This window comes from Chryseobacterium sp. R2ACT005 (genome assembly GCF_049949215.1).
Classification (GTDB): domain Bacteria; phylum Bacteroidota; class Bacteroidia; order Flavobacteriales; family Weeksellaceae; genus Chryseobacterium.
Genome location: NZ_CP188192.1, coordinates 3,421,521 through 3,442,639, shown reverse-complemented (window position 1 = coordinate 3,442,639; position 21,119 = coordinate 3,421,521). Strand labels below are relative to the sequence as shown.

At 35.6% G+C, this 21,119-nt stretch carries 22 protein-coding genes; 13 read left to right on the top strand and 9 right to left on the bottom strand.

Annotated elements, in window-relative coordinates:
• Positions 1-153: 153 nt before the first annotated feature.
• The 5 genes from ACPF63_RS15720 to hpt all read right to left on the bottom strand — a co-directional run bounded on the left by ACPF63_RS15720 (position 154) and on the right by hpt (position 4,016).
• Complete coding sequence (locus tag ACPF63_RS15720; protein ID WP_426480548.1) at positions 154-792, bottom strand: porin family protein; 639 nt, start codon at positions 790-792, stop codon at positions 154-156.
• 95 nt (positions 793-887) lie between these two features.
• Entirely contained in the window at positions 888-1,376 is a 489-nt protein-coding gene (locus ACPF63_RS15715) for a DUF6438 domain-containing protein (RefSeq protein ID WP_077415915.1), read from the bottom strand.
• A 332-nt stretch (positions 1,377-1,708) separates the two neighbouring features.
• Positions 1,709-2,692 carry a GTPase ObgE gene (gene obgE / locus ACPF63_RS15710; protein WP_077415721.1) on the bottom strand — a complete coding sequence of 328 codons (984 nt, stop codon included), beginning with the start codon at positions 2,690-2,692 and terminating at the stop codon, positions 1,709-1,711.
• Between the two features lie 63 nt (positions 2,693-2,755).
• Complete coding sequence (locus tag ACPF63_RS15705; RefSeq protein WP_077415719.1) at positions 2,756-3,334, bottom strand: adenylate kinase; 579 nt, start codon at positions 3,332-3,334, stop codon at positions 2,756-2,758.
• Between the two features lie 127 nt (positions 3,335-3,461).
• On the bottom strand, positions 3,462-4,016 hold the full coding sequence (gene hpt, locus ACPF63_RS15700; RefSeq protein ID WP_077415717.1) for a hypoxanthine phosphoribosyltransferase: 555 nt from the start codon (positions 4,014-4,016) through the stop codon (positions 3,462-3,464).
• A gap of 400 nt (positions 4,017-4,416) precedes the next feature.
• On the opposite strand from hpt, the gene ACPF63_RS15695 reads away from it, so the two are divergent.
• Positions 4,417-6,006, top strand: a complete 1,590-nt coding sequence (locus tag ACPF63_RS15695; protein ID WP_426480547.1) for an ABC-F family ATP-binding cassette domain-containing protein — start codon at positions 4,417-4,419, stop codon at positions 6,004-6,006.
• 183 nt (positions 6,007-6,189) lie between these two features.
• Here the strand turns inward: ACPF63_RS15695 and ACPF63_RS15690 are convergent, their stop codons facing one another.
• From ACPF63_RS15690 to ACPF63_RS15675, 4 genes are all read right to left on the bottom strand, one after another.
• Positions 6,190-6,747, bottom strand: a complete 558-nt coding sequence (locus ACPF63_RS15690; RefSeq protein ID WP_426480546.1) for an AAA family ATPase — start codon at positions 6,745-6,747, stop codon at positions 6,190-6,192.
• A gap of 51 nt (positions 6,748-6,798) precedes the next feature.
• A complete protein-coding gene (locus ACPF63_RS15685; RefSeq protein ID WP_426480545.1) occupies positions 6,799-7,725 on the bottom strand; it encodes an alpha/beta fold hydrolase in 927 nt (308 codons plus the stop codon).
• Positions 7,726-7,925: 200 nt separating this feature from the next.
• Positions 7,926-8,408 (bottom strand): type II toxin-antitoxin system VapC family toxin, encoded by a 483-nt coding sequence (locus ACPF63_RS15680; protein ID WP_426480544.1) that lies wholly within the window; start codon positions 8,406-8,408, stop codon positions 7,926-7,928.
• On the bottom strand, positions 8,398-9,180 hold the full coding sequence (locus tag ACPF63_RS15675; RefSeq protein ID WP_426480543.1) for a hypothetical protein: 783 nt from the start codon (positions 9,178-9,180) through the stop codon (positions 8,398-8,400). The genes ACPF63_RS15680 and ACPF63_RS15675 overlap by 11 nt, the downstream gene beginning before the upstream one ends.
• A 185-nt stretch (positions 9,181-9,365) precedes the next feature.
• Here ACPF63_RS15675 and ACPF63_RS15670 point away from each other — a divergent pair, with 185 nt between their 5' ends.
• From ACPF63_RS15670 to ACPF63_RS15615, 12 genes are all read left to right on the top strand, one after another.
• Entirely contained in the window at positions 9,366-10,652 is a 1,287-nt protein-coding gene (locus tag ACPF63_RS15670) for an adenylosuccinate synthase (RefSeq protein WP_077415708.1), read from the top strand.
• Between the two features lie 207 nt (positions 10,653-10,859).
• Positions 10,860-11,147 carry a hypothetical protein gene (locus ACPF63_RS15665; protein WP_426480542.1) on the top strand — a complete coding sequence of 96 codons (288 nt, stop codon included), beginning with the start codon at positions 10,860-10,862 and terminating at the stop codon, positions 11,145-11,147.
• A gap of 251 nt (positions 11,148-11,398) precedes the next feature.
• On the top strand, positions 11,399-12,244 hold the full coding sequence (locus ACPF63_RS15660) for an energy transducer TonB (protein ID WP_426480541.1): 846 nt from the start codon (positions 11,399-11,401) through the stop codon (positions 12,242-12,244).
• Positions 12,245-12,408: 164 nt separating this feature from the next.
• On the top strand, positions 12,409-13,182 hold the full coding sequence (locus tag ACPF63_RS15655; RefSeq protein WP_047374161.1) for a ParA family protein: 774 nt from the start codon (positions 12,409-12,411) through the stop codon (positions 13,180-13,182).
• Between the two features lie 69 nt (positions 13,183-13,251).
• Positions 13,252-14,142 carry a ParB/RepB/Spo0J family partition protein gene (locus ACPF63_RS15650; RefSeq protein WP_047380955.1) on the top strand — a complete coding sequence of 297 codons (891 nt, stop codon included), beginning with the start codon at positions 13,252-13,254 and terminating at the stop codon, positions 14,140-14,142.
• Positions 14,142-14,780: a DUF5683 domain-containing protein gene (locus ACPF63_RS15645; RefSeq protein WP_213278357.1), complete on the top strand. Its 639-nt coding sequence runs from the start codon at positions 14,142-14,144 to the stop codon at positions 14,778-14,780. Before ACPF63_RS15650 ends, ACPF63_RS15645 begins: the two co-directional genes overlap by 1 nt.
• A gap of 61 nt (positions 14,781-14,841) precedes the next feature.
• Complete coding sequence (gene dapB / locus ACPF63_RS15640) at positions 14,842-15,543, top strand: 4-hydroxy-tetrahydrodipicolinate reductase (protein ID WP_180565311.1); 702 nt, start codon at positions 14,842-14,844, stop codon at positions 15,541-15,543.
• A gap of 127 nt (positions 15,544-15,670) precedes the next feature.
• Entirely contained in the window at positions 15,671-17,317 is a 1,647-nt protein-coding gene (gene lepB, locus ACPF63_RS15635) for a signal peptidase I (RefSeq protein WP_426480540.1), read from the top strand.
• Between the two features lie 59 nt (positions 17,318-17,376).
• Entirely contained in the window at positions 17,377-18,000 is a 624-nt protein-coding gene (locus tag ACPF63_RS15630) for a WbqC family protein (protein WP_410493597.1), read from the top strand.
• Positions 18,001-18,077: 77 nt separating this feature from the next.
• On the top strand, positions 18,078-19,760 hold the full coding sequence (locus ACPF63_RS15625; protein ID WP_426480539.1) for a S8 family serine peptidase: 1,683 nt from the start codon (positions 18,078-18,080) through the stop codon (positions 19,758-19,760).
• A 125-nt stretch (positions 19,761-19,885) separates the two neighbouring features.
• On the top strand, positions 19,886-20,377 hold the full coding sequence (locus tag ACPF63_RS15620) for a hypothetical protein (RefSeq protein WP_426480538.1): 492 nt from the start codon (positions 19,886-19,888) through the stop codon (positions 20,375-20,377).
• A 25-nt stretch (positions 20,378-20,402) separates the two neighbouring features.
• Entirely contained in the window at positions 20,403-21,092 is a 690-nt protein-coding gene (locus tag ACPF63_RS15615) for an OmpA family protein (RefSeq protein ID WP_426480537.1), read from the top strand.
• Positions 21,093-21,119 lie beyond the last annotated feature (27 nt).

Sequence of the window (21,119 nt, the reverse complement as noted above, 5' to 3'; positions counted from 1 at the left end):
AAAATTCCTTCAGTCTGAAAGAATTACATTCTACAAAGGTAGTCTAAATATTTTTAAGTATCTTATTCCACTTTTTTAGACTTATTGACTATTGGAAAAAAGAAATGGCCACCCAAATATGAGCCGCCATTTTTTCTATTAAATGTCTGAAGTTTATTTAAATCTATATCCTACACCAGCCTGCAGAAATCCAATTTTAATAGGAACTGCATTGCTTTTATTCATTTCTATAAAATTGAAATTATATCTGGCATCAACAAAAAACTTCTCATTAATCTTATATTCTGCACCCAGGAAAGGAAATAAATTCAAGGTTTTTAAAGATTCATAATTGTGGGTTTCTGCCTCATCAAAGAGATTATCCATTTTTACCTTGGATGATATGTTAAACCCTAAGTTGATTCCTGCAGATGCAGAAAGTTCTGGAATAATATAGTATTTTACTGAAATAGGAACCTGTATCTGATTGAATTTGTAATCAAAGTTCATATTACCCATGCTTACCACTTCACTGCCAACCAACTGATACCAGGGATAAGCATCTTTACCACCCAATTGAGTATACAGCAATTCAGCCTGCAAACCAAATTTAGAAGATAAAGGTTGTTCTGCTACGATACCTGCATAGAAATAGGATTTTGAATCCAGCCCAGTTCCAAAAAATTTCATATTGGATAAGGAATATCCTCCTTTTACACCAAAGCTCATAGATGTCTGGTCTTTTGTATTTTCTTGTGCATTAAATAGTGCTGAGAAAGCAAATACTGCAAGGAAAAAAAAGTTTTTCTTCATGTTTATTTTAAATGGTTACTAATTTTACAAAAAAATAATTCCTTCAATTGAAGGAATTACTGTACAAAGATAATTTAAATATTTTTTTAGTGAAACTATTTCACTTTAGTCCATTCCTGGTTTTTTCTTAAGTTTTCAAAAAACTGATAGACTTCTGAAAGCTTTTCACTTCCGTGTTTTCCATAGTCTTCAATATTTTTTGAAGTACCGTCAGCGAATTTGATTCTTAAATACGAGGTTGGAAGATCGGTAATGTTTCGCTCACCATATTTGTCGTTTAAGCTTTTTGCATTGAGCCCATCCAGCAAACTGATTAGTTTATTGTAATCCTCTTCCTTGATTGTTCCTTTAAAAGTTCCTTCGCGAGGCTTGGAAAATTCATCTTTTGAAGGTTTATCATTAAAATTAAAATGTTCTGCTTCAAAAACTGCTGTTCTGTCCGGACTGATAGTCATTTTAAAAACAGGACAGAATCCAAAACAGGGAGTTGCCTCATATTCAATAGCAGAATATTTGGAATTTACTTTCTGAGAAGTACACGAAAATAAAAATACAAATGCGCAAAGGCCCAGTAAATATTTCATAGTTTTTTCAATTTCGGAGATTCTCCCAATAATTGTTCCAAAAGACAAAATCTTCCTTTGTTTTTATGTTAAATATATATGGAAAACCTGCTTAACCTTTTATTTTAACCATTAAGATTGTATTAAGATGTTAAGATAAGCTTCGCTTTACGCTTAAAAATCAGAATGATTTACTTAACTATACTTTATTTCTTAAATCCTTCTTAATGGTTTAAAATATTGTCTAAAAGAAATAGAATTAATTTTATTAAAAAACAGCCTCAGATTTTTCTAAGGCTGTTTTGTATGTTGCAGTTCCATTCTAAAATAAAACTGGTGAATCAATGTTTTTTCTATCCGTGCAATTGTTTCCAGATGGCGTCTTTAAGTTCCATAAGGCCTTCTCCGGTAACTCCTGAGAAGAACAAAGGCTGCTTGTTTTCAGGAAACTCTGCTGCAATTTCTTTTTTCAGTTCATCATCCAAAAGGTCAGATTTTGATACAGAAATAATAAAGTCTTTATCTAAAAGTTCAGGATTGTATTCTTTTAATTCATTCTCCAGAATTTTAAATTCCTGGTAGTGATCTTCAGAATCAGAAGGAATTAAAAATAACAAGATAGAGTTTCTTTCAATATGTCTCAGGAATCTGTGTCCTAAGCCTTTTCCTTCTGCTGCTCCTTCAATAATTCCCGGAATATCAGCCATTACAAAAGATTTGTAATTTCTGTAATCTACAATACCAAGGTTAGGAGTCAGAGTAGTGAAGGCGTAATTGGCAATTTTTGGTTTTGCTGCAGAAACAGATGCTAAAAGTGTAGATTTTCCAGCGTTTGGAAATCCAACAAGTCCTACATCGGCCAAAATTTTAAGCTCGAAGACAACATAGCCTTCTTCGCCATCCATTCCGGGCTGAGCAAATCTTGGAGTCTGATTAGTAGAAGATTTGAAAAATTCATTTCCTCTTCCTCCTTTTCCACCCAGCATCAAAATTATTTCCTGCTTGTCATCAAGGATTTCTCCGATAATTTCACCTTCTTCATTTTTAGCGATAGTCCCAATGGGAACATCAATATAAATATCAGAACCGTCAGCTCCTGTAAGCTGGTTTTTCGCTCCGTTTTCACCTCGTTCTGCTTTTATGTGACGGGTGTATCGAAGTGGAAGCAAAGTCCATTCATTAGCATTTCCTCTCATGATGACGTGTCCGCCACGACCTCCGTCGCCACCGTCAGGACCACCTTTAGGGATATACTTTTCACGGCGAAGGTGGGCAGAACCAGCACCTCCGTGTCCGCTTTTACAATGGATCTTTACGTAATCTACAAAGTTAGACATATAGTTTGTGTTGCGAGTTGCAGGCTACGGGACGAAATTTTCTATCCCGCACCCGTATCCCGATTATTTAATTTTCTCTACTTCAGCGAAAAGTTTTTGGGAAATTTCATCAATTTCTCCAACACCGTTTACCTCTACATATTTACCCTGCTGCTTATAAAGCTCGGCAACTTCTGCTGTTTTAGTATAATATTCTTTAATTCTGTTTTCGATGATCTCTACATTGCTGTCGTCTGATCTTCCACTGGTTTCACCTCTTTTCAGAAGTCTTTCAACCAAAATTTTATCCTCTACTACCAATGAAAGACAGATGTCAATATTGTCATTCAGTACTTCCTTAACGATGGTTTCCAAAGCTTCTGTCTGTGCAGTTGTTCTTGGATATCCGTCAAAAATAAAACCATTGGTATCAGTAGGTTTTTTGATCTCATCGATCAGCATATCTGTTGTTACCTGATCCGGAACCAATTCTCCCTTATCGATGTATGACTTAGCCAGCTTTCCAAGTTCAGTGTCATTTTTCATATTGTATCTGAAAAGATCACCTGTTGAAACCTGTTTTAAATTGAATTTCTCGATTAGATTCTGAGCTTGTGTTCCTTTTCCACTTCCTGGAGGGCCGAACAGAACAATGTTTATCATAATGTTGATACGCTTCCAGCCATTAGTAATACACTGTTGGCTTTTAGCTTTTTTAAGTTAATATTTTACTTTTATTTCGATTAAGTTTTAAAGCTAACAGCCAATAGCCAGTAGCTAATGACAATAATTAATGGTTGATTTGTCCGTCTTCCAATTGATATAAATTAGGTAGGTTTCTTCCCAATTCATCATAATCAAGTCCATATCCAAGTACAAATTTGTTTGGAATTTCCATTCCGATATAATCCAGCTTGAAATCTTTCTTGTAAATCTCAGGTTTCAGTAAGAAACTAGCCAGCTTTACAGATTTAGGACGTTGTGTTTCCTTAAAATATTTGAAAAGACTCTCAACAGTGTTTCCTGTATCTACAATATCTTCTACGATAATAATGTGGCGGTCTCTTACATCTTTGGTAAGTTCCATTTTCTGATAAACAATCCCTGTAGATTCAGTTCCTACATAAGAACTCATTTGAATGAAGGCAATTTCACATTCCCCCGGGTAATATTTTAAAAGATCTGAGAAGAACATCACCACCCCATTTAAAACGCCAATGAAAACAGGCACTTCATCTTTGTAATCTTCATAAATTCTTAACGCTGTCTCTTTTACAATTTCCTGAATTTCGGCATCCTTTAAATAAGGAACGAAAGTTTTGTCGTGAACTTTAATGCTTTCCATAAAATTTTTAGTAGGAGGCAAAGTTACGGATTTTTGATTAAAATACTTTCCTGTTTTTATTAGTTTGACAGTTTGATGGTTTCGGGATGACAAAGTGAGGGATTATGATGAAGCCTGTTTAAATCAGAATAAGTATAAGTCATTGAACAACATAGGAAGCTATAGCCTTAGAAAAATGAATTCTTTGGAAGAGAATAAATAACCGGTGTTTAAGTGTGGAAGAAAAAAGAGATGATAAATATCCTGGTAATTTTATGAAAAAATGAATATTGTGGAAAATGAGTATCTTTGTTCCCTCAAAACCCAAAATACGGACATGTAGGATATCATTTCTTTCAGATTCAATAAAAACAGTAACGAAGATGTTACTGGTGTTCAACCATTTTTTAAGAAAGAAATCATGATTTTACTACAAAATATATCCTTTGGGTTTCCGGGAGGAGATCTTCTATTTAATTATACCCATTTAACGGTACCTTCTCACACCAAATTTGCATTGGTGGGAAGTAACGGCATGGGAAAATCAACTCTGCTGAAAATGATCGCGGGTGAAATACAGCCTTTAAGCGGAAATATTACTATTTCAGGTTCTGTTTTTTATATTCCTCAGATGTTTGGGAACTTTAATCATCTTACTATTGCTGAATGTCTTAAAATAGATCAGAAACTGAATGCGCTCCAAAAAATTACCAATGGAGAGGTGGATGAAATTTATTTTGAAATTCTCAATGACGATTGGGATATTGAAGAGCGTTGTCAGCAGGCATTGGAACATTGGGGACTTGACAATTTTGAACTGTCTCAAAAACTGGAAGACCTGAGCGGCGGTCAGAAAACCAAGGTCTTTCTTGCCGGAATTCAGATCAGTCAACCTGATATCATCATATTGGATGAACCTACCAACCATTTGGATCTTGATGGAAGGAAGATCCTGTATGATCTTATTGATAAAACAGATGCAACAGTAGTTATTGTAAGCCACGACCGGACTTTGCTTAATCTTGTTGATACCATCTTTGAATTAAGCAATCAGGGAATTGCCACGTATGGAGGAAACTATGATTTCTTTGCAGAGCAAAAAGAAGTAGAGGAAGAAGCTTTACATAATGATATCCATGCAAAAGAACGGGCCTTGAAAAAGGCGAAAGAAAAAGAAAGGGAAACACTGGAACGGAAACAGAAACTGGATGCAAAAGGAAAGCAAAAGCAGGAAAAATCCGGTGTTGCACGAATTATGATGAACACGCTTCGGAATAATGCTGAAAAAAATAGTTCAAAGCTGAAAAGTGTGCACGCAGAGAAAATCAGCGGGATTTCAGATGGTTTGAGAGACCTGCGTTCCTCCTTAAAGAATTCTGAACAGATGAAAGTGAATTTTAATGATTCCAATCTGCATTCAGGGAAGATTTTAATTACGGCTGAAGATATTAATTTCAATTATGGAAATGGAAATTTATGGAAAGAAAATGTCAACCTTGAGATCCGAAGCGGGGAAAGAATTTCTATCAAAGGTTCGAATGGCTCAGGAAAAACAAGTCTGATAAAACTTCTGTTGGGAAATACTGAACCTTCCGAAGGAATAATAGACAGAGCGGAGTTTAACAGCATCTATATTGATCAGGAATATTCGCTGATTGATAATGACTCTACTCTTTATGATTTTGTCCAGACCTTTAATGATCATGCACTGCAGGAATTTGAGGTGAAAACATTACTGTCCAGATTTTTATTCGGTAAAGATACCTGGGACAAAAAATGTGGGATGCTGAGTGGAGGGGAGCGTTTGCGCTTGCTTCTATGCGGACTTTCCATCAGCAATAAAGCTCCGGATATGATCATTCTTGATGAACCCACGAATAACCTGGATCTTCAGAATGTGGAAATTCTCACCCATTCCATTAAAGATTATCATGGAACGCTGTTAGTTATCTCGCATGATGAAGTTTTTCTGGAAGAGATTGGGATTGATCGGGAATTGATGCTTGGCTAAGTGATTATTTGTATAACATGGGAGATATTCAATAGGGCTTTAGCCCGCCTTCAATATTAAAACAATTCCATTGGCTTTAGCCAAACCTTATCATAAGAAAACCTGGAAATTAATTTCCAGGTTTTCTTTATATAAATTTTAAGTAACATAACCTTTTTTATTGCGGGCAAAGCGAAGCAATCTCTATCCAGCCTGTAAATTTCCCTGTTTTATTTTATTCAGAATAATATCCATCTTTTGAGGCAGGTCATAATCACCTGAAAGCTCAATCAAAGGAGTATTCATCCCGGACAGCCATTCCAGATGGGCTTTTAGTGTTCTGTTGGCAACACCTGTATTGTGATCATAATCTTTAGCCCAATCCATAAACTCCTGGAATTTTTCTGCTCTTTCCGGATTGATTATGATTTCTTCGCCATATCTTTCATACTCTCTTTTTCTCAGTCTTTCCAGTCGTACTTCAGGAGGAAGATAGAGGAAAATAATCAGATCAAATGCAGGAAATACATTTTCACCCCAATGAATGATTGAGCCTCCAAAAATCCAGTTTTCAGCAGTATGAAGTTGGTCCGAAACAATTGAATTTCTTGTTTCAGGGTTTTGTCTTTCTGTAAAAGGGATTGGTGTTGGAAGCCAGAAAAAATCATCACTGTCAAAGTATTCAACATTGAGTTCCTCAGATAATGCTTTTCCTAAAGTGGTAACCCCGGAACCTGAAGCTCCGAAAATATGTATTCTCATGACTTTTTAAGTTTATTAAAGCTGCGGAAATTGAATGACCTGCGAGAGTCTTTACGATTTTAAAATCCAGTTATAGATCTCATTCAGGACTTCTTCTCTTATAGATTCATTTAAAATCTCATGACGCATTTCCGGATAGATCTTTACTTCCACATTCTGAAAACCATCTGTTTTTAAATTGTTGACTGTATGCATTACGCCTTTTCCAAAATCACCTATCGGATCATTCTGTCCGCTTACAAACAGAAAAGGAAATGACTGAGAAATAGTGGCAGCCCAGTTTCTCGCTGTAGCCTTTTTATAAATAGTAAATAAAGTATAAAAAGCATTATGAGTGAACGGAATCCCACAAAGTTCGTCCTGTTCAAAAGCTTTTCTATTGTTAGGATTTACACTGAGCCAGCTGGTGTCACTGAAATCTTTATCGTTTTTAAAATGCTTGTTATTGGCACTCGTAAAAACAGAATTCAAAAAAGTACGATGACGAGGGGCGATGGCATTGGTTAATGATAAATAAACTCTTAATACATCTATTCCTGGTAAAGGCCCGCCGGTTCCTGTAATAATAGCTCCTGCAAACTTACTGCTTGCCTTTTGAAGAAGACATCGTGTAATAAAAGATCCCATAGAATGCCCCCAAATAAAATGCGGAACATCCGGATATTGCTCTGCGAGATAATCTGCCATCATTTCTGCATCTGCAACAAGTCTTTCATCCGGTTTTTCAAGCTGAAAGAAACCAATGTCTTTTTTCTCTTTGACAGATTTTCCGTGTCCCAAATGATCATAGGTCAGTACAGCAATGCCATGACTGGCAAAATATTCTGCAATTTCCGCATACCTTCCACTGTGTTCCTGCATGCCGTGAACAATGAGAAGGGTGGCTTTTGCTGTTTGTGGAGAGAATAGAGTGTAGAAAAGTTGTGAGCTGCTGTTTATTTTTGATGGGAGGTAGGCTGGTTTTTGGGATAATGGCATGATAAATTTTATTTTGTATTATTTATCTCGATATCATAAAGTTAATAATTTCAAAAATTCCACTAAAGATTATCATGGGACTTTGTTGGTGGTTTCGGCTTTGGATGGTGTGTCTATGTTTGTTGGAAATGAGGGTGAGTAGAGTGGTTAATTGGTGATTATTATACTTTAGCTTTGTTTTAATCAAAACTTAAAAGTATTTATAAATCTAAATAACCAAAATATTCATTAGGAGGAATATTTAAATCTATAAAATTAAAACTAGGCTTTAGTCCTTCTTCTTGGAGAAGGTTATAAATTTTAATACTCTCAGTGTCTGAAGACAAATAATAAATGATATTTTTCTCTACATCTGCTTGAGAAAATAATTTTGAGTCATTTGGAATTATATTTCTTTCAGCTAGTTTTAATTTTCCTTTTTTTGTAAAAACTATTTTAGCAATTTCACCTGTTTTAGTAGCGTGATTCAAATTAAATGGAAGAATAGCTAAATTTCTTAAAGGTAATTCTGATATTGAACCTCCAACACAATATTCAGCGATTGAAATTGTTGAAATATACATTTTGATATCATTGCTTAAAAAGTATTTATAATATTCTAAAGCATTTCTAAATAATGGATCAGCATCATTTAAAAATCTAATAAAGAAACTTGTGTCTAGTAAAACTCCATTAACTTTCATAGCTTCCTCTTATTTGTCTTAACCATTCATCAGGATTAATATTTGAAAGCCAAGATTGTTTTGCCTTATCTCTTAGTTTTTTCAAATAATTTTCGTCAAAAATGGGATTGTAATCGATTAACTCAATGAATTCTAAATTTGTAAAATCAATTTCTCCGTTTTCGGAATGTTGGTTACCTTTAGCTCTTATACCTAAAGATTTATATAGAATATTTTCTTCTTGTTGTTCTAAGAATGAAATTGGAGTTTGAATTCTAACTGTTCCATATTCATCAGTCAATAAATGAATATTAGCTTTATCTTTACCCCCTGCATTAGTTATTTTTCCATAAAAATAAAATTCTGCTTCAGCCCAAATTGCTTCTGTTCTTTTAAAATCAGAAAATTTATCAATTCGAATATTATTAGAACCTTCAAGTGATGTTGTTATATCAAGAGCAAAATCCTTTTTCTTTGCTAAATCTTGAAGGCTTTCAATAGCTTTAGCTGTTGCTAAATCCAAATAATCAATTGTATTAGTTTGGGAAATTAAACCTAATATGGCATTAAAACTAACTATATATTGTATTCCGGTTTTAAAAATATTTCTAACAGAGCCTTCTTTAATATCATAAGAAATTAAAGGTCTATTTTTTTTATCTCCAGAATATAACAAGTCATCAACATTGTTTAATATAGAAACTATTTCCTTGATATCAAAGTTATCAGGATTTATATCTACGTTTCCAATTTTTCCAGAAACTTTTATTTCTATTTGACCATGTTTTTCCACAAAACAAAAGTAAACAAAATTTTATTTCAAAAAATTATACGACATGACTTTATTATTTTAGACTAAATAATTTTAATACCTTCAACCTCATGATTTTCACCCAACCCAAAATAAATATCCTCTAGAATTTGGTCGTCATTTTTTTTAAAAGTAATTTTGCACGAATCTAAAAACAAAAGTAAAATATGTCAACTTATGTAGTTGTAGGTCTTCAGTACGGAGATGAAGGCAAAGGAAAAATCACGGATGTTTTATCAGCAAAATCGGACTATGTAGTACGTTTCCAGGGTGGAGACAACGCTGGTCACACGGTTTATGTGGGTGAAGAGAAATTCGTTTTGCACCTTCTTCCTTCAGGAGTTCTTCAATGCAAAGGGAAATGTATCATTGCGAACGGAGTAGTGGTAAACCCTAAGTCTTTTATTAGAGAAGTTGGTCAGATCGAGAGCAAAGGCTTGAGAACAGATCACATCTTTATCAGCAGAAGAGCGCATGTGATCATGCCTTACCACATCCTTTTGGATACTTACCGTGAAGAGGAACACGGAGGAACTCAGATTGGAACTACCAAAAAAGGAATCGGACCTTGTTATGAAGATAAAATTGCAAGAATCGGGATCAGAATGGTAGATCTTTTAAATCCAGAAATTTTAAGAGATAAAATTGAGAAAAACTTAAAAGTTAAGAATTCTCTTTTTGAAAAATATTACGGAAAACCAACATTAGACGTTGAAGAAATCTACAACGAATATTTAGCAATCGGAAAACAGCTTCAGGACAGAATCGTTGATACTGAATTAGAGCTGAACGAAGCGATCAGAGACGGTAAAAACGTATTATTCGAAGGAGCACAGGCGTTGATGTTGGATATCGACTTCGGTACTTATCCATATGTAACTTCATCTTCTCCGTCTACAGGAGGAGTTTGTACAGGAGCTGGTGTTCCGCCAACTTCGCTTCAGAACTTAATCGGTGTGGCAAAAGCATACTGTACAAGAGTTGGAAACGGACCTTTCCCTTCTGAATTAGATAACGAACTAGGTGAGAAAATCAGACAGATCGGTGGTGAATTCGGAGCTACTACAGGTAGACCGAGAAGAACAGGTTGGTTAGACCTTGTTTCTTTAAAGCACGCTTGTATGATCAACGGAATCAATAACCTTGTGATCACTAAGCTTGACGTTCTTACAGGAATTGAAAACCTGAAAGTAGTAACACATTACAAAACTGAAGACGGGAAAATTATTGATTATTTCACTTCTTCAACAGAAAAGCTATACAATTACGAGCCAATCTATCAGGATTTACCAGGTTGGAGCGAAGATATTACAAAAGCAAGAAGCTATGATGAACTTCCTGACACTGCTCAGAAATACATCGAGTTTATTGAGAAATACTTAGGAATCAATGTATACTTAGTTTCTGTAGGTCCTGAAAGAAGTCAGAATATCATCAGAAAAGAATTATTCTAATTTCTTAGACTATAAAATAACAGAGAGACTATCATTGGATGGTCTCTTTTTTTTGTTTAAAAATTAATGAATTTCGTTTTTTACCTGAATTAGTCACCCCATGTCAAGGTTCTAAACCTTGACATGGGTGCAGCTTAAAAGAGAATATTTGATTTTAAGATCTTCATTTATTGAAATCCTCTTATATTTAATATTAATTTTAATCTAATGGAAGAAAATAAAATACCCCAGCGTTTTCTGGATAATATTGTGATCAGTTTATATCTTACCATTACATATGCTGTTTTGATTATTGTTTACTTAGGCTTACCATTCAGTATAAGTTCAGATTTCTTACTGATTCTGTTTATTGTCTGCAGTTTGATTTTTAGCATAGGAGCAATCTATTTTGCTGCTAAAAGTTATTCAAAAACAAAGATCAGTTCTGTTATTCTCATTATTATTAATGCTTTGGGATTATTAATACCGCTAACTCTTCTTTTACTGCTTATATAATCTTTTCTACTACGCTAAGGCTATGGTATTTGTGGCTTGTTGTTTTTATTTACTTTTATGAGAAATAGAGCTGTTTTTCTGTGCAACTTTCTATTTAAAAATGTTAAAATTCAAACATTATCATAAAATTTTCTAATATTATGTTGTTTTGCTAAAATTTTGGCAGATGTTTTGATATTACAACATTGCTTATCGATAAGAGCTAACCAAACTAATAATCAAAATTTTTAACAGTTTAAAAAGTAGTAGTGATGAAACAACATAATCAAAACCAGGAATTTCGTTTTAACGAAGTTCTCTTTGAGCACCGCAATAAAGAATATGGTGCCTATGCATTAAGAAACGAATCAGATCGAATATTAACCAAAGCGCTTTTTATCGGAGCAAGTTTAATGGCCGCAGTATCTATTACTCCGTTTGTGATTTCTGCAATGAAATCAGATGTAATGATAGATAGAATTAAGGATAATGGTGAAAGAAGAATAATTAAAATTGTTGAACCACCTGAAAAAGATCCTCCTGCCCAGATTGTAAAAACTGTTGCACCTCCAAACACGAAAACGTTTGACAGTACAGTGCCTACACCATCAAGTGATGCTAAAGATGATGTAAAAAAAGATCCTATACCGGATGATGCTGTAGCAGGTTTTGTCAACAATTTTAAAGGAGATCCGGTGGCACCTAACACGCCAAATGTTCCAGTATCAGTAGGAACAGGTCCTGTAATTAATACTCTGCCACCGGTAATTTCTGATCCGGTGGATAAAAATAAAATTGCAGAATCTGGAGAACTTGGTGTAGAAGCTAATTTCACAGGAGGAATAGACTCCTTCAGAAATAAAGTAATGAACAACTTCGATGGTTCAGGATTTGAATCAGAAGATGTAGTAAAAACGACAGTTACCTTTATTGTAGAAATGGACGGAACCATCTCAGGGGTAAAAGCTAATGGAACCAACGCCGACTTTAACAGTGAAGCTATGAGAACAATCAAAAATATCTCAAGCAAAGGAAAATGGATTCCAGCCAAAAACAAAAAAGGAGAATTCGTAAGAAGTTATTTTAAATTTCCTATCTCAATGAAGTTTGATAATTAATACGGAAAAACACATTTCAAATAGTTATCCACAAAGATTTTTTTTTGTGGATAATTTTTTTTATTGCTAAATTGCTTATTAACAATATTTTAACTCAATTTTGATTTTCCCCACTCATTGAGAGCAAAGAAAAAAGTGTATTTTTGAAACTTAAAGTTCTAATAATGGCAAAAATCATAGGTATTGCTAATCAAAAAGGAGGCGTTGGTAAAACTACCACCGCTGTCAACTTGGCGGCAGCATTAGGAGTATTGGAAAAAAGAATATTAATCATTGATGCTGATCCTCAGGCGAATGCTACATCCGGTCTGGGTGTTGAAGATGTTCAGTATTCTACTTATAATCTTTTGGAGCATAGTGCAGAAACAAGAGTTTGCATCAAAAGAACTGCGACTCCGAACCTGGATATTATTCCGTCGCATATCGACCTGGTAGCTGCGGAAATTGAATTGGTAGACAAGGAGGATCGTGAGTATATGCTGAGAAAAGCACTGGCCAGTGTAAGAGACGATTATGACTATATCATCATCGACTGTGCACCGAGTTTAGGTCTTATTACAGTAAATGCTCTTACTGCGGCAGATTCTGTAATTATTCCGATCCAGTGTGAGTATTTTGCATTAGAAGGACTGGGGAAACTTTTGAATACCGTTAAAAACGTTCAGAAGATCCATAATAAAGATCTTGGGATAGAAGGTCTTCTTCTTACGATGTATGACAGCCGATTGAGATTATCCAATCAGGTAGTGGAAGAAGTAAATCTGCACTTCCCGGAAATGGTTTTTGAAACCATTATCAGCAGAAACGTAAGATTGAGTGAAGCACCAAGTTTTGGAGAAAGTATCCTGAATTATGATGCAGAAAGTAAAGGAGCTGTTCAGTATATTCAGTTAGCTGAAGAAGTTCTTTTGAGGAACGAAAACTTAATAAAGAATTAAATTAATAATAAATGGCCAATAAGTGTATGCTGGTCATCACTTGTTAAACATCATTTATCAATTATATCTATGAAGGACAAAAAAAGAGCTATGGGACGCGGTTTGGGCGCTATTTTAAGTGCAGAATCTAAAGCAACTGTCAATTCAGCTACTGATGAAGGAGCAGATAAGTTTGTGGGAAATATTGTAGAAGTTTCGCTTGAAGATATCTATCCGAACCCGACGCAGCCGAGAACTTATTTTGATGAAAAAGCATTAAACGAGCTTGCACAGTCAATTGAAAACCTAGGTGTAATCCAGCCGATTACCCTGAGAAAAGATGGTGAAAAGTTTGAAATCATTTCCGGGGAAAGACGTTACAGAGCAACTAAAATTGCAGGGTTAACGACTATTCCTGCCTATATCCGTTTAGTAAATGATCAGGAACTTCTTGAGATGGCTCTTGTTGAAAATATCCAGAGAGAAGATCTTGATGCCATCGAAATTGCATTGACTTATCATAGGCTTTTAGAGGAAATAGGACTTACACAGGAAAATCTGAGCCAGAGAATAGGAAAGGACAGAAGTACCATTACCAATTCTATCAGGCTGTTAAGACTAAACCCGGATATTCAGAATGCTATCAGAAGCGGTGAAATTTCTGCAGGACACGGCAGAGCAATCATCAGTCTTGAAAGTGAAGAAGATCAGCAGGTTTTGTTCGAGCTTATTATCAAAGAAAAATTAAACGTTCGTCAGGCAGAGCAGGCTGCTGCTGCATTGAAAAATCCAAAATCTCCTGCTGCAAAAAAAGCAAAAGTGGAGCTTTCCAATAACTATAAAAAAGCCCAGAAGACAATCGCTGATATCTTGGAAGTAAAAGTGGAAATCAAATCTTCTGGAAATGGTAAAAAAGGTAAAATTGTCCTGGACTTCAAAAATGAAGAAGAGCTGGAATATATTTTATCCCATATTAAATAATGAAGAAAATATTTTTCACATTTTTCTTGTGTATCGCTGCATTGGCCTATTCACAAGTAAAACCTATTGATACCGTTCGGATGCAGACTCCTCCGAAAGAGGAATCCCGTGTGGTAAAACCAGGTAAAACAGAAGCAAAGATCATTGAAGATCTGGAAAAAGCCAATGGTCCCACAGTAAAAACTATAAAATTGAATCCCACCAGAGCAGGATTATATTCTGCTGTTTTACCGGGATTGGGACAGTTTTATAACAAAAAATACTGGAAAATTCCCATTGTTTGGGGAGCAGTAGGAGCCGGAGTGGGGATTGCTGTATGGAATGATAACCAGTATAAAAAATATCGTGAATACTACATCGCGAAACTTAATGGAACACCCAATGAGTTTGTGGACAGCCACCCGTTTTTAGATAAAAGAGCATTGGGGAACGCCCAGGACAGAGCGAAGAGACAAAGAGATTATGCTATTGCAATTACAGGACTTATTTATATTCTGAATATTGTAGATGCCGTAGTAGATGCTCACCTTTACGAAAGCCGTCATGACCCGGATTTGGTTTTTAAACCATCGGTTATTCAGGATCAGTATGGGTACAGTGCTCCCAAAACAGGGTTCAGTTTAAGTTATAGATTTTAGAAGACAACATATCTGCTAAAGACTTCGGTTGAAAGCAGTATTTAAAAATAAAAAAGATTATATGAAAATAGCATTAGTTGGTTATGGTAAAATGGGTAAGATCATTGATGAGATCGCACAGAAACGAGGTCATGAAGTAGTTGCCCGTCTTAAGGAAACCCCAACTGCTGAGAATCTTAATAATCCGGATGTTGTGATTGAATTCTCATTGCCGGAAGTAGCATTTGAAAACATCAAAGCTTGTCTTGAAAATAAAATTCCGGTGATCTGTGGAACTACAGGCTGGCTGGATCAAAAAGAAGAAATAGAAAAACTGGCTGTAGAAAACGACTCTGCATTCCTATATGGTTCCAACTTTAGTTTAGGAGTCAATTTATTTTTTGCTTTAAACGAAAAGCTTGCAGATCTGATGAAAAATGTAGATGAATACTCTTGCCAGTTGGAAGAGATTCACCATATCCATAAAAAAGATGCTCCAAGTGGAACTGCTATTTCTATTGCAGAAGGAATCATCCAAAACAATCCTAAATTTGATGCCTGGAAGCTGGAAGAAACAGAAGGTAAACAATTAGGGATTTTTGCAGTACGTGAAGATGAAGTTCCGGGAACTCACAGCGTGTATTACAGAAGTGAAGTAGACGAAATCGAGATCAAGCACACTGCTTTCAACAGAAACGGTTTTGCACTGGGAGCAGTAGTAGCTGCCGAATGGATCAAAGATAAAAAAGGAAACTTCGCAATGAAAGACGTTTTGGGACTTTAATTTGTAACAAATTCTGTAAATTGCAGACAAATAAACAGAAAATGATGAATAGTGAATTGTAAACAGCGGACTGCTTTTATCATTTATTACTCATCATTTTTATCATAAGAATAGGCACAAAAAATTTATGAATTATTTTTTAACTTATACAGTATATGTCCTCATACTATCCGTATTGATGGGCGTTTCATCTTGGAAACTGTTCAAGAAAATGGGCTATAGCCCTTTATTTGCTTTTATCCCTTTCTACAACTATTTCATCATTCTGAAAGAAACAAAACATCCGAAATGGTGGGCGATCCTGTCTTATCTTCCGATTGTAGGGCCAATCATGATGTCTGTTTTCCACCTTTATCTGGTGAAAAAGTTCGGGAAAACCCTTTTCAAAGATCAGATTCTTACCGTGATCCTGCCGTTTATTTACATGGCTGTGATCAACTATTCTAAAGATGTAGAGTTAGAAGATGAAAATGCAAACGACCTGTTTCTTACAGACGAAGAAAAGAATGATAAAAAGAAAGATACATTCGTAGGTTCTATTACCTTCGCGGTAGTTTTTGCAACCATTATCCACGTTTTTGTAACACAGCCTTTCGGGATTCCTACAGGATCTATGGAAAGAACATTATTGGTGGGTGACTTCCTTTTTGTAAACAAATGGAGCTATGGTTACAGACTTCCGATGCGTCCGGTAGCAATACCTTTTCTTCAGGGGACCATTATGGATACAGGACAGAAAGGTAACCCGAAGGATGATCCGAAGTCTTACGTAGACGGAATAAAGCTTCCTTACACAAGAATTTTACAATTCAACAAGCCTCAGAAAAATGACGTGGTGGTTTTCAACTATCCTCAGGATTCTGTACATACAGCGATCGACAGAAAAGATCCTTACGTAAAACGTTGTGTTGCTACAGCAGGTGATACTTTTGAAATGAGAGCTGGAAGACTTTTCGTTAACGGAAAGCCGGAAGTTGTTTTAGGAGATCAGGAAGTACAGCACAGATATATTGTAACAACCGATGCTCAATTAGATATCCCAACCTTATATAAAGCTTATGGATTTTTACCGGTTCAGGAGTTTCAACAGGATAACGGAGGATTTATTTATGGCTTTCAGGGGTTAACGGATAAGACGGCTAAAGAAATTAAAGAACTTCCTCATGTTCTTGATATGAAGGAAGAAGTTTCAGCAAAAGGTGAAGCTGCAGTATATTACAGAGATGAAGCCAAAACAAAGATTGATACTACACAATCTATTTTCCCGATCAACAAACCTTGGAATCAGGATTGGTACGGTCCGCTTAGAATTCCTAAAAAAGGAGATGTGGTAGCTATCAACCAGGAAACACTTCCAACCTATCAGTGGATCATTTCTGAATATGAGCACAACAGTTTAGAGAAAAAGAACGGGAAAATCTTTATCAACGGAAAAGAAGCTACTCAGTATACCATTCAGCAGGATTATTATATGATGGTGGGAGACAACAGAGATGCTTCACTAGATGCAAGATTCTTTGGTTTTGTTCCGGAAGAAAATATCGTAGGAAAGCCAATGTTTACGTGGATGAGCCTTCAGGGTGCTTTTGCAGACAGCAGCTCTACTTATCAGGCACCTTTCAAAATCCGTTGGGAAAGAATGTTCAAAGCAACCAATACAGGAGAAGCCAATAAAACCTCTTACTGGTGGATTGCAGCGATGATCCTGATCCTGTTCTTCGGATGGGAATATTTCGTGAAATTGTTCAGAAAGAAAAAAACTGAAGACGACTAATAGAAAAATTAAACTTAAAATAGAATGAAGTATTTGAAAAAATACTTCATTTTTGCATTATGAATATGAAGAATGTATTATTGCCGGCATTTTATTTGCCCCCAATTTCATGGTTTTCAGTATTATTAAATCCTGAGAATGAAATTACATTGGAACAATTTGAGAGCTTTCCCAAGCAGACTTATAGAAACAGAGCGAACATCTATGGAGCTAACGGAAAACTGTCTTTAATAATCCCTATCCATCATAACGGAAAAAGAGAATTTAAAGATGTTGAAATTTCTTACCGTGAAGATTGGAGAGCCCTTCATTGGAAATCAATCAAAACAGCATATCAGAGTTCTCCTTATTTTGAATACTATGAAGATAAGTTCAGAAAAATATTTGAGCTTCAGGAAAAGTATCTTCTTGATTTTAACCTTAAAGGGATAGAAGTCATCCAACAGATACTTAAAACAGAAAAGGCACACTCTTTGAATGAAGAATATATCAAAAATCCTGAGAGTATTAATTTCAGAGAAAAGTTTTCGGCAAAGCTTCCTTCAGAGTTTCAGATGGAAGAATATTACCAGACGTTTTCTGATAAATTCGGATTTTTGGAGGATTTGTCGGTTCTTGATCTTCTATGCAATAAAGGTCCGGAATCGCTTATGTATATAAAAAATATAAAACAAGCATATTAGCATACCATCGCTATTAATGGAATTTTCAGCATACAGCAGGCGATTGGTATATCTTTTTAAAAAATAAATTTCAACATATGAAAAAGGTATTATTAGCTGCAGTTTTTTTAGCAGGTTTTAGTTTTTCTTTTGCACAGGAATCTAAAGCTAAAAGTATTGATCCAAACGAAGACAAAGATCTGATGACATGGTATCATAAGGATTTTATAACTTCAAAAGTATATGGGGTAAATACGGCAAATGCTTATAAATACTTAGAATCTAAAGGACTGAAGCCTAAAACCGTTGTGGTAGGAGTTTTGGATAGTGGAGTACAGGTAGACCACCCCGGATTGGTAAATAACCTGTGGTCAAACCCTAATGAAATTCCCGGAAATGGTAAAGATGATGACGGAAACGGATATATTGATGATGTACACGGTTGGAACTTCATTGGAGGTAAAAACGGTGATATTGATATCGACAATATGGAAGTGACAAGAGTCGTTGCCAAATACAAACCTGTTTTTGAAGGAAGTGATTCTACTAAGAATAAAGCAAATCAGGCTCAAATGAAAGAAGAGTTTGAAATGTATATGAAGGCCAAAGATATGTTCAATACAAAAAGTATCGAGGCTCAACAGAATTTTAGGACCTATTCTATGCTGAATGAGCTGATTCCTAATATGGTTAAATTATTAGGAGGTAAGCCTGTAACAGCTGAAACACTTTCAGCAATTAAAGCCCCTACAGATCAAAAAGATGCAATCGCACTGGATTTCTTGGGACAAATCTCTCAAAGTCCTGAATTCAAAGGAAAATCTTCCACTGAATTTGAAAAAAAGATGAAGGAAGAGATGAAGGAGGCAATAGACCATTTTGCTCCGGCAGCAAAACAATATGATCTTTCCTATGATCCTAGAAAAGAGATTGTAGGTGATAACTATGATGATTATTCTGAAAAAAGCTATGGTAACAATCATTACGAAGGACCGGATGCAGAACATGGAACTCACGTAGCAGGAATCATTGCAGGACTTCCCCAGGGAAAAGAGATTCAGCACGGGGTAGCTTCAAAAGTTGCTAAAATCATGTCTGTAAGAACAGTTCCAAATGGTGATGAAAGAGATAAGGATGTTGCCAATGCCATCAGATATGCAGTAGATAACGGAGCGAAAGTTTTAAATATGAGCTTCGGAAAACCTGTTTCCCCAGGTAAAAATGTAGTTTGGGATGCTTTTAAATATGCCGAAGATAAAGGGGTGCTTTTGGTAAAAGCTGCAGGTAATGAAAATGAAGATGTAGCAGAACATCTGGCATATCCTACCAACTTTAAAAATGTTACTGATGAAAAACCATTTGTAAGCAATGTTCTCGTGGTAGGAGCAAGTACCAATAAGAATAATGCTTTGAGAGCCGACTTTTCTAATTACAATAAAAAAATGGTGAATGTTTTCGCTCCTGGAGAAGAAATTTATTCTACCGTTCCTAAAAACGAATACAAATACCTTCAGGGAACTTCTATGGCTTCCCCTGTAGTAGCTGGAGGAGCTGCTGTTTTATTAGCATATATGCCGGATCTGAAACCTTACCAGATTATTGAAGCGCTTGTGAAAAGCAGCAATCCAAGTACTGCAAACGGATTCACAGATCAATCGCAGGCAGGTGGTGTTATCGACCTGAAAAAAGCTGCGGAATATGCCTATACCAATTTCTACAAAGGAAAGCCGTCAAGTACTGCTAAGCCTTCGAAATCCGTAAAAAAGGCTGTTAAAAAATAATTTATCTCCCTGTGTTTAAGGAGAAACCATAGAAAGTCCGGATTTTTTTCGGACTTTTTATTTTTTATTTTAAATTTTGGCACGGTTTTTTGTAACTTTATAATAACAAAATAATAAACAACAAAATGAAAAAGTTACTACTTGCAGGGATGTTGGGAACATCACTTTTTGCAGTGTCGTGTTCCTCTGTTAACAAAGCAGCTACATCTCAAAATCAAAGAGCAGACTTCCTGAAAATGAAAGGAGACTGGCAGATTGTGAGCATAGATTATGATAAAGGTTATAAAATTAAACCTTTTGACGAAGGTGCAGATGCACAGTGTTTCGTAGGAAGCCACTGGAGACTGATTCCTAACAACTGGACAGGAGCGTATACTTTGAACGGAGGTGGAGATTGCCCGGCAATTACACAACCTATCAAGTTTGAAGTAAAAGACGGTAACACGTTTATGTTTAAAAAAATTGCTCAAGGTACTAAAGCAAAACAAAATACAGCCGGTTATACAATGACGTTAATCAGCCAGACTACAGATCAGTTTTCTCTTCAGCAAGATGTTCCTTTTGAAGGAGGCAATGTAAAAGTAGTTTACAACTTCCAGAGAGCAGGAATGAAATAATTTATCAACATAAAAGATCAAAAAAATGAATTTTAATAAAACATACGTAGGAGCCCTTTTCTTGTCATCAGCATTATTATTGACAAGCTGTGAGGCGGTTCAGAATTCAAATCACCAACAAAGAGGTACAGCAGTAGGTGTTGCTTCAGGAGCAGTACTTGGAGGTATCTTGGGTAACAATGTAGGAAAAGGAGGAAATGGAGCTATTGGTGCTGTATTAGGTGGTATTATCGGTGGTGTAGCTGGTAATGTTATCGGTAACAAAATGGACAAGCAGGCTAAAGATATTAAAGAAACTTTACCGGGAGCTCAGGTAGAAAGAGTAGGAGATGGTATTAAAGTAACAATGAACGAAAGCATCGTTAATTTTGCATTCGACTCTTCAAACCTTACTTCTGTTGCACAGACTAACCTGGATAAGTTAGCTGAGGTATTAGCGAATAACCCTGATACTAATATCAATATCTACGGACATACAGACAGCGTAGGTAAAGACGCTTACAACATAGCACTTTCTCAAAGAAGAGCGGATGCTGTAAAATCTTATTTAGCAGGAAAAGGAGTTGCATCAAGCAGAATGTTCACAAAAGGTGAAGGTAAAAATATGCCGGTTGCAAGCAATGATACTGATGAAGGAAGAGCTAAAAACAGAAGAGTTGAGTTTGCGATCACTGCAAATGAAAAAATGATTAATGATGCCAAGCAAGGGCAGTAATTAATTTTACATATAAATATTTTCGTA

Coding starts and splice junctions, on each gene's coding strand:
- ACPF63_RS15720 (WP_426480548.1), bottom strand. CDS start 792: ATGAAGAAAAACTTTTTTTTCCTTGCAGTATTTGCTTTCTCAGCACTA.
- ACPF63_RS15715 (WP_077415915.1), bottom strand. CDS start 1,376: ATGAAATATTTACTGGGCCTTTGCGCATTTGTATTTTTATTTTCGTGT.
- obgE (WP_077415721.1), bottom strand. CDS start 2,692: ATGTCTAACTTTGTAGATTACGTAAAGATCCATTGTAAAAGCGGACAC.
- ACPF63_RS15705 (WP_077415719.1), bottom strand. CDS start 3,334: ATGATAAACATTGTTCTGTTCGGCCCTCCAGGAAGTGGAAAAGGAACA.
- hpt (WP_077415717.1), bottom strand. CDS start 4,016: ATGGAAAGCATTAAAGTTCACGACAAAACTTTCGTTCCTTATTTAAAG.
- ACPF63_RS15695 (WP_426480547.1), top strand. CDS start 4,417: ATGATTTTACTACAAAATATATCCTTTGGGTTTCCGGGAGGAGATCTT.
- ACPF63_RS15690 (WP_426480546.1), bottom strand. CDS start 6,747: ATGAGAATACATATTTTCGGAGCTTCAGGTTCCGGGGTTACCACTTTA.
- ACPF63_RS15685 (WP_426480545.1), bottom strand. CDS start 7,725: ATGCCATTATCCCAAAAACCAGCCTACCTCCCATCAAAAATAAACAGC.
- ACPF63_RS15680 (WP_426480544.1), bottom strand. CDS start 8,408: ATGAAAGTTAATGGAGTTTTACTAGACACAAGTTTCTTTATTAGATTT.
- ACPF63_RS15670 (WP_077415708.1), top strand. CDS start 9,366: ATGTCAACTTATGTAGTTGTAGGTCTTCAGTACGGAGATGAAGGCAAA.
- ACPF63_RS15665 (WP_426480542.1), top strand. CDS start 10,860: ATGGAAGAAAATAAAATACCCCAGCGTTTTCTGGATAATATTGTGATC.
- ACPF63_RS15660 (WP_426480541.1), top strand. CDS start 11,399: ATGAAACAACATAATCAAAACCAGGAATTTCGTTTTAACGAAGTTCTC.
- ACPF63_RS15655 (WP_047374161.1), top strand. CDS start 12,409: ATGGCAAAAATCATAGGTATTGCTAATCAAAAAGGAGGCGTTGGTAAA.
- ACPF63_RS15650 (WP_047380955.1), top strand. CDS start 13,252: ATGAAGGACAAAAAAAGAGCTATGGGACGCGGTTTGGGCGCTATTTTA.
- ACPF63_RS15645 (WP_213278357.1), top strand. CDS start 14,142: ATGAAGAAAATATTTTTCACATTTTTCTTGTGTATCGCTGCATTGGCC.
- dapB (WP_180565311.1), top strand. CDS start 14,842: ATGAAAATAGCATTAGTTGGTTATGGTAAAATGGGTAAGATCATTGAT.
- lepB (WP_426480540.1), top strand. CDS start 15,671: ATGAATTATTTTTTAACTTATACAGTATATGTCCTCATACTATCCGTA.
- ACPF63_RS15630 (WP_410493597.1), top strand. CDS start 17,377: ATGAATATGAAGAATGTATTATTGCCGGCATTTTATTTGCCCCCAATT.
- ACPF63_RS15625 (WP_426480539.1), top strand. CDS start 18,078: ATGAAAAAGGTATTATTAGCTGCAGTTTTTTTAGCAGGTTTTAGTTTT.
- ACPF63_RS15620 (WP_426480538.1), top strand. CDS start 19,886: ATGAAAAAGTTACTACTTGCAGGGATGTTGGGAACATCACTTTTTGCA.
- ACPF63_RS15615 (WP_426480537.1), top strand. CDS start 20,403: ATGAATTTTAATAAAACATACGTAGGAGCCCTTTTCTTGTCATCAGCA.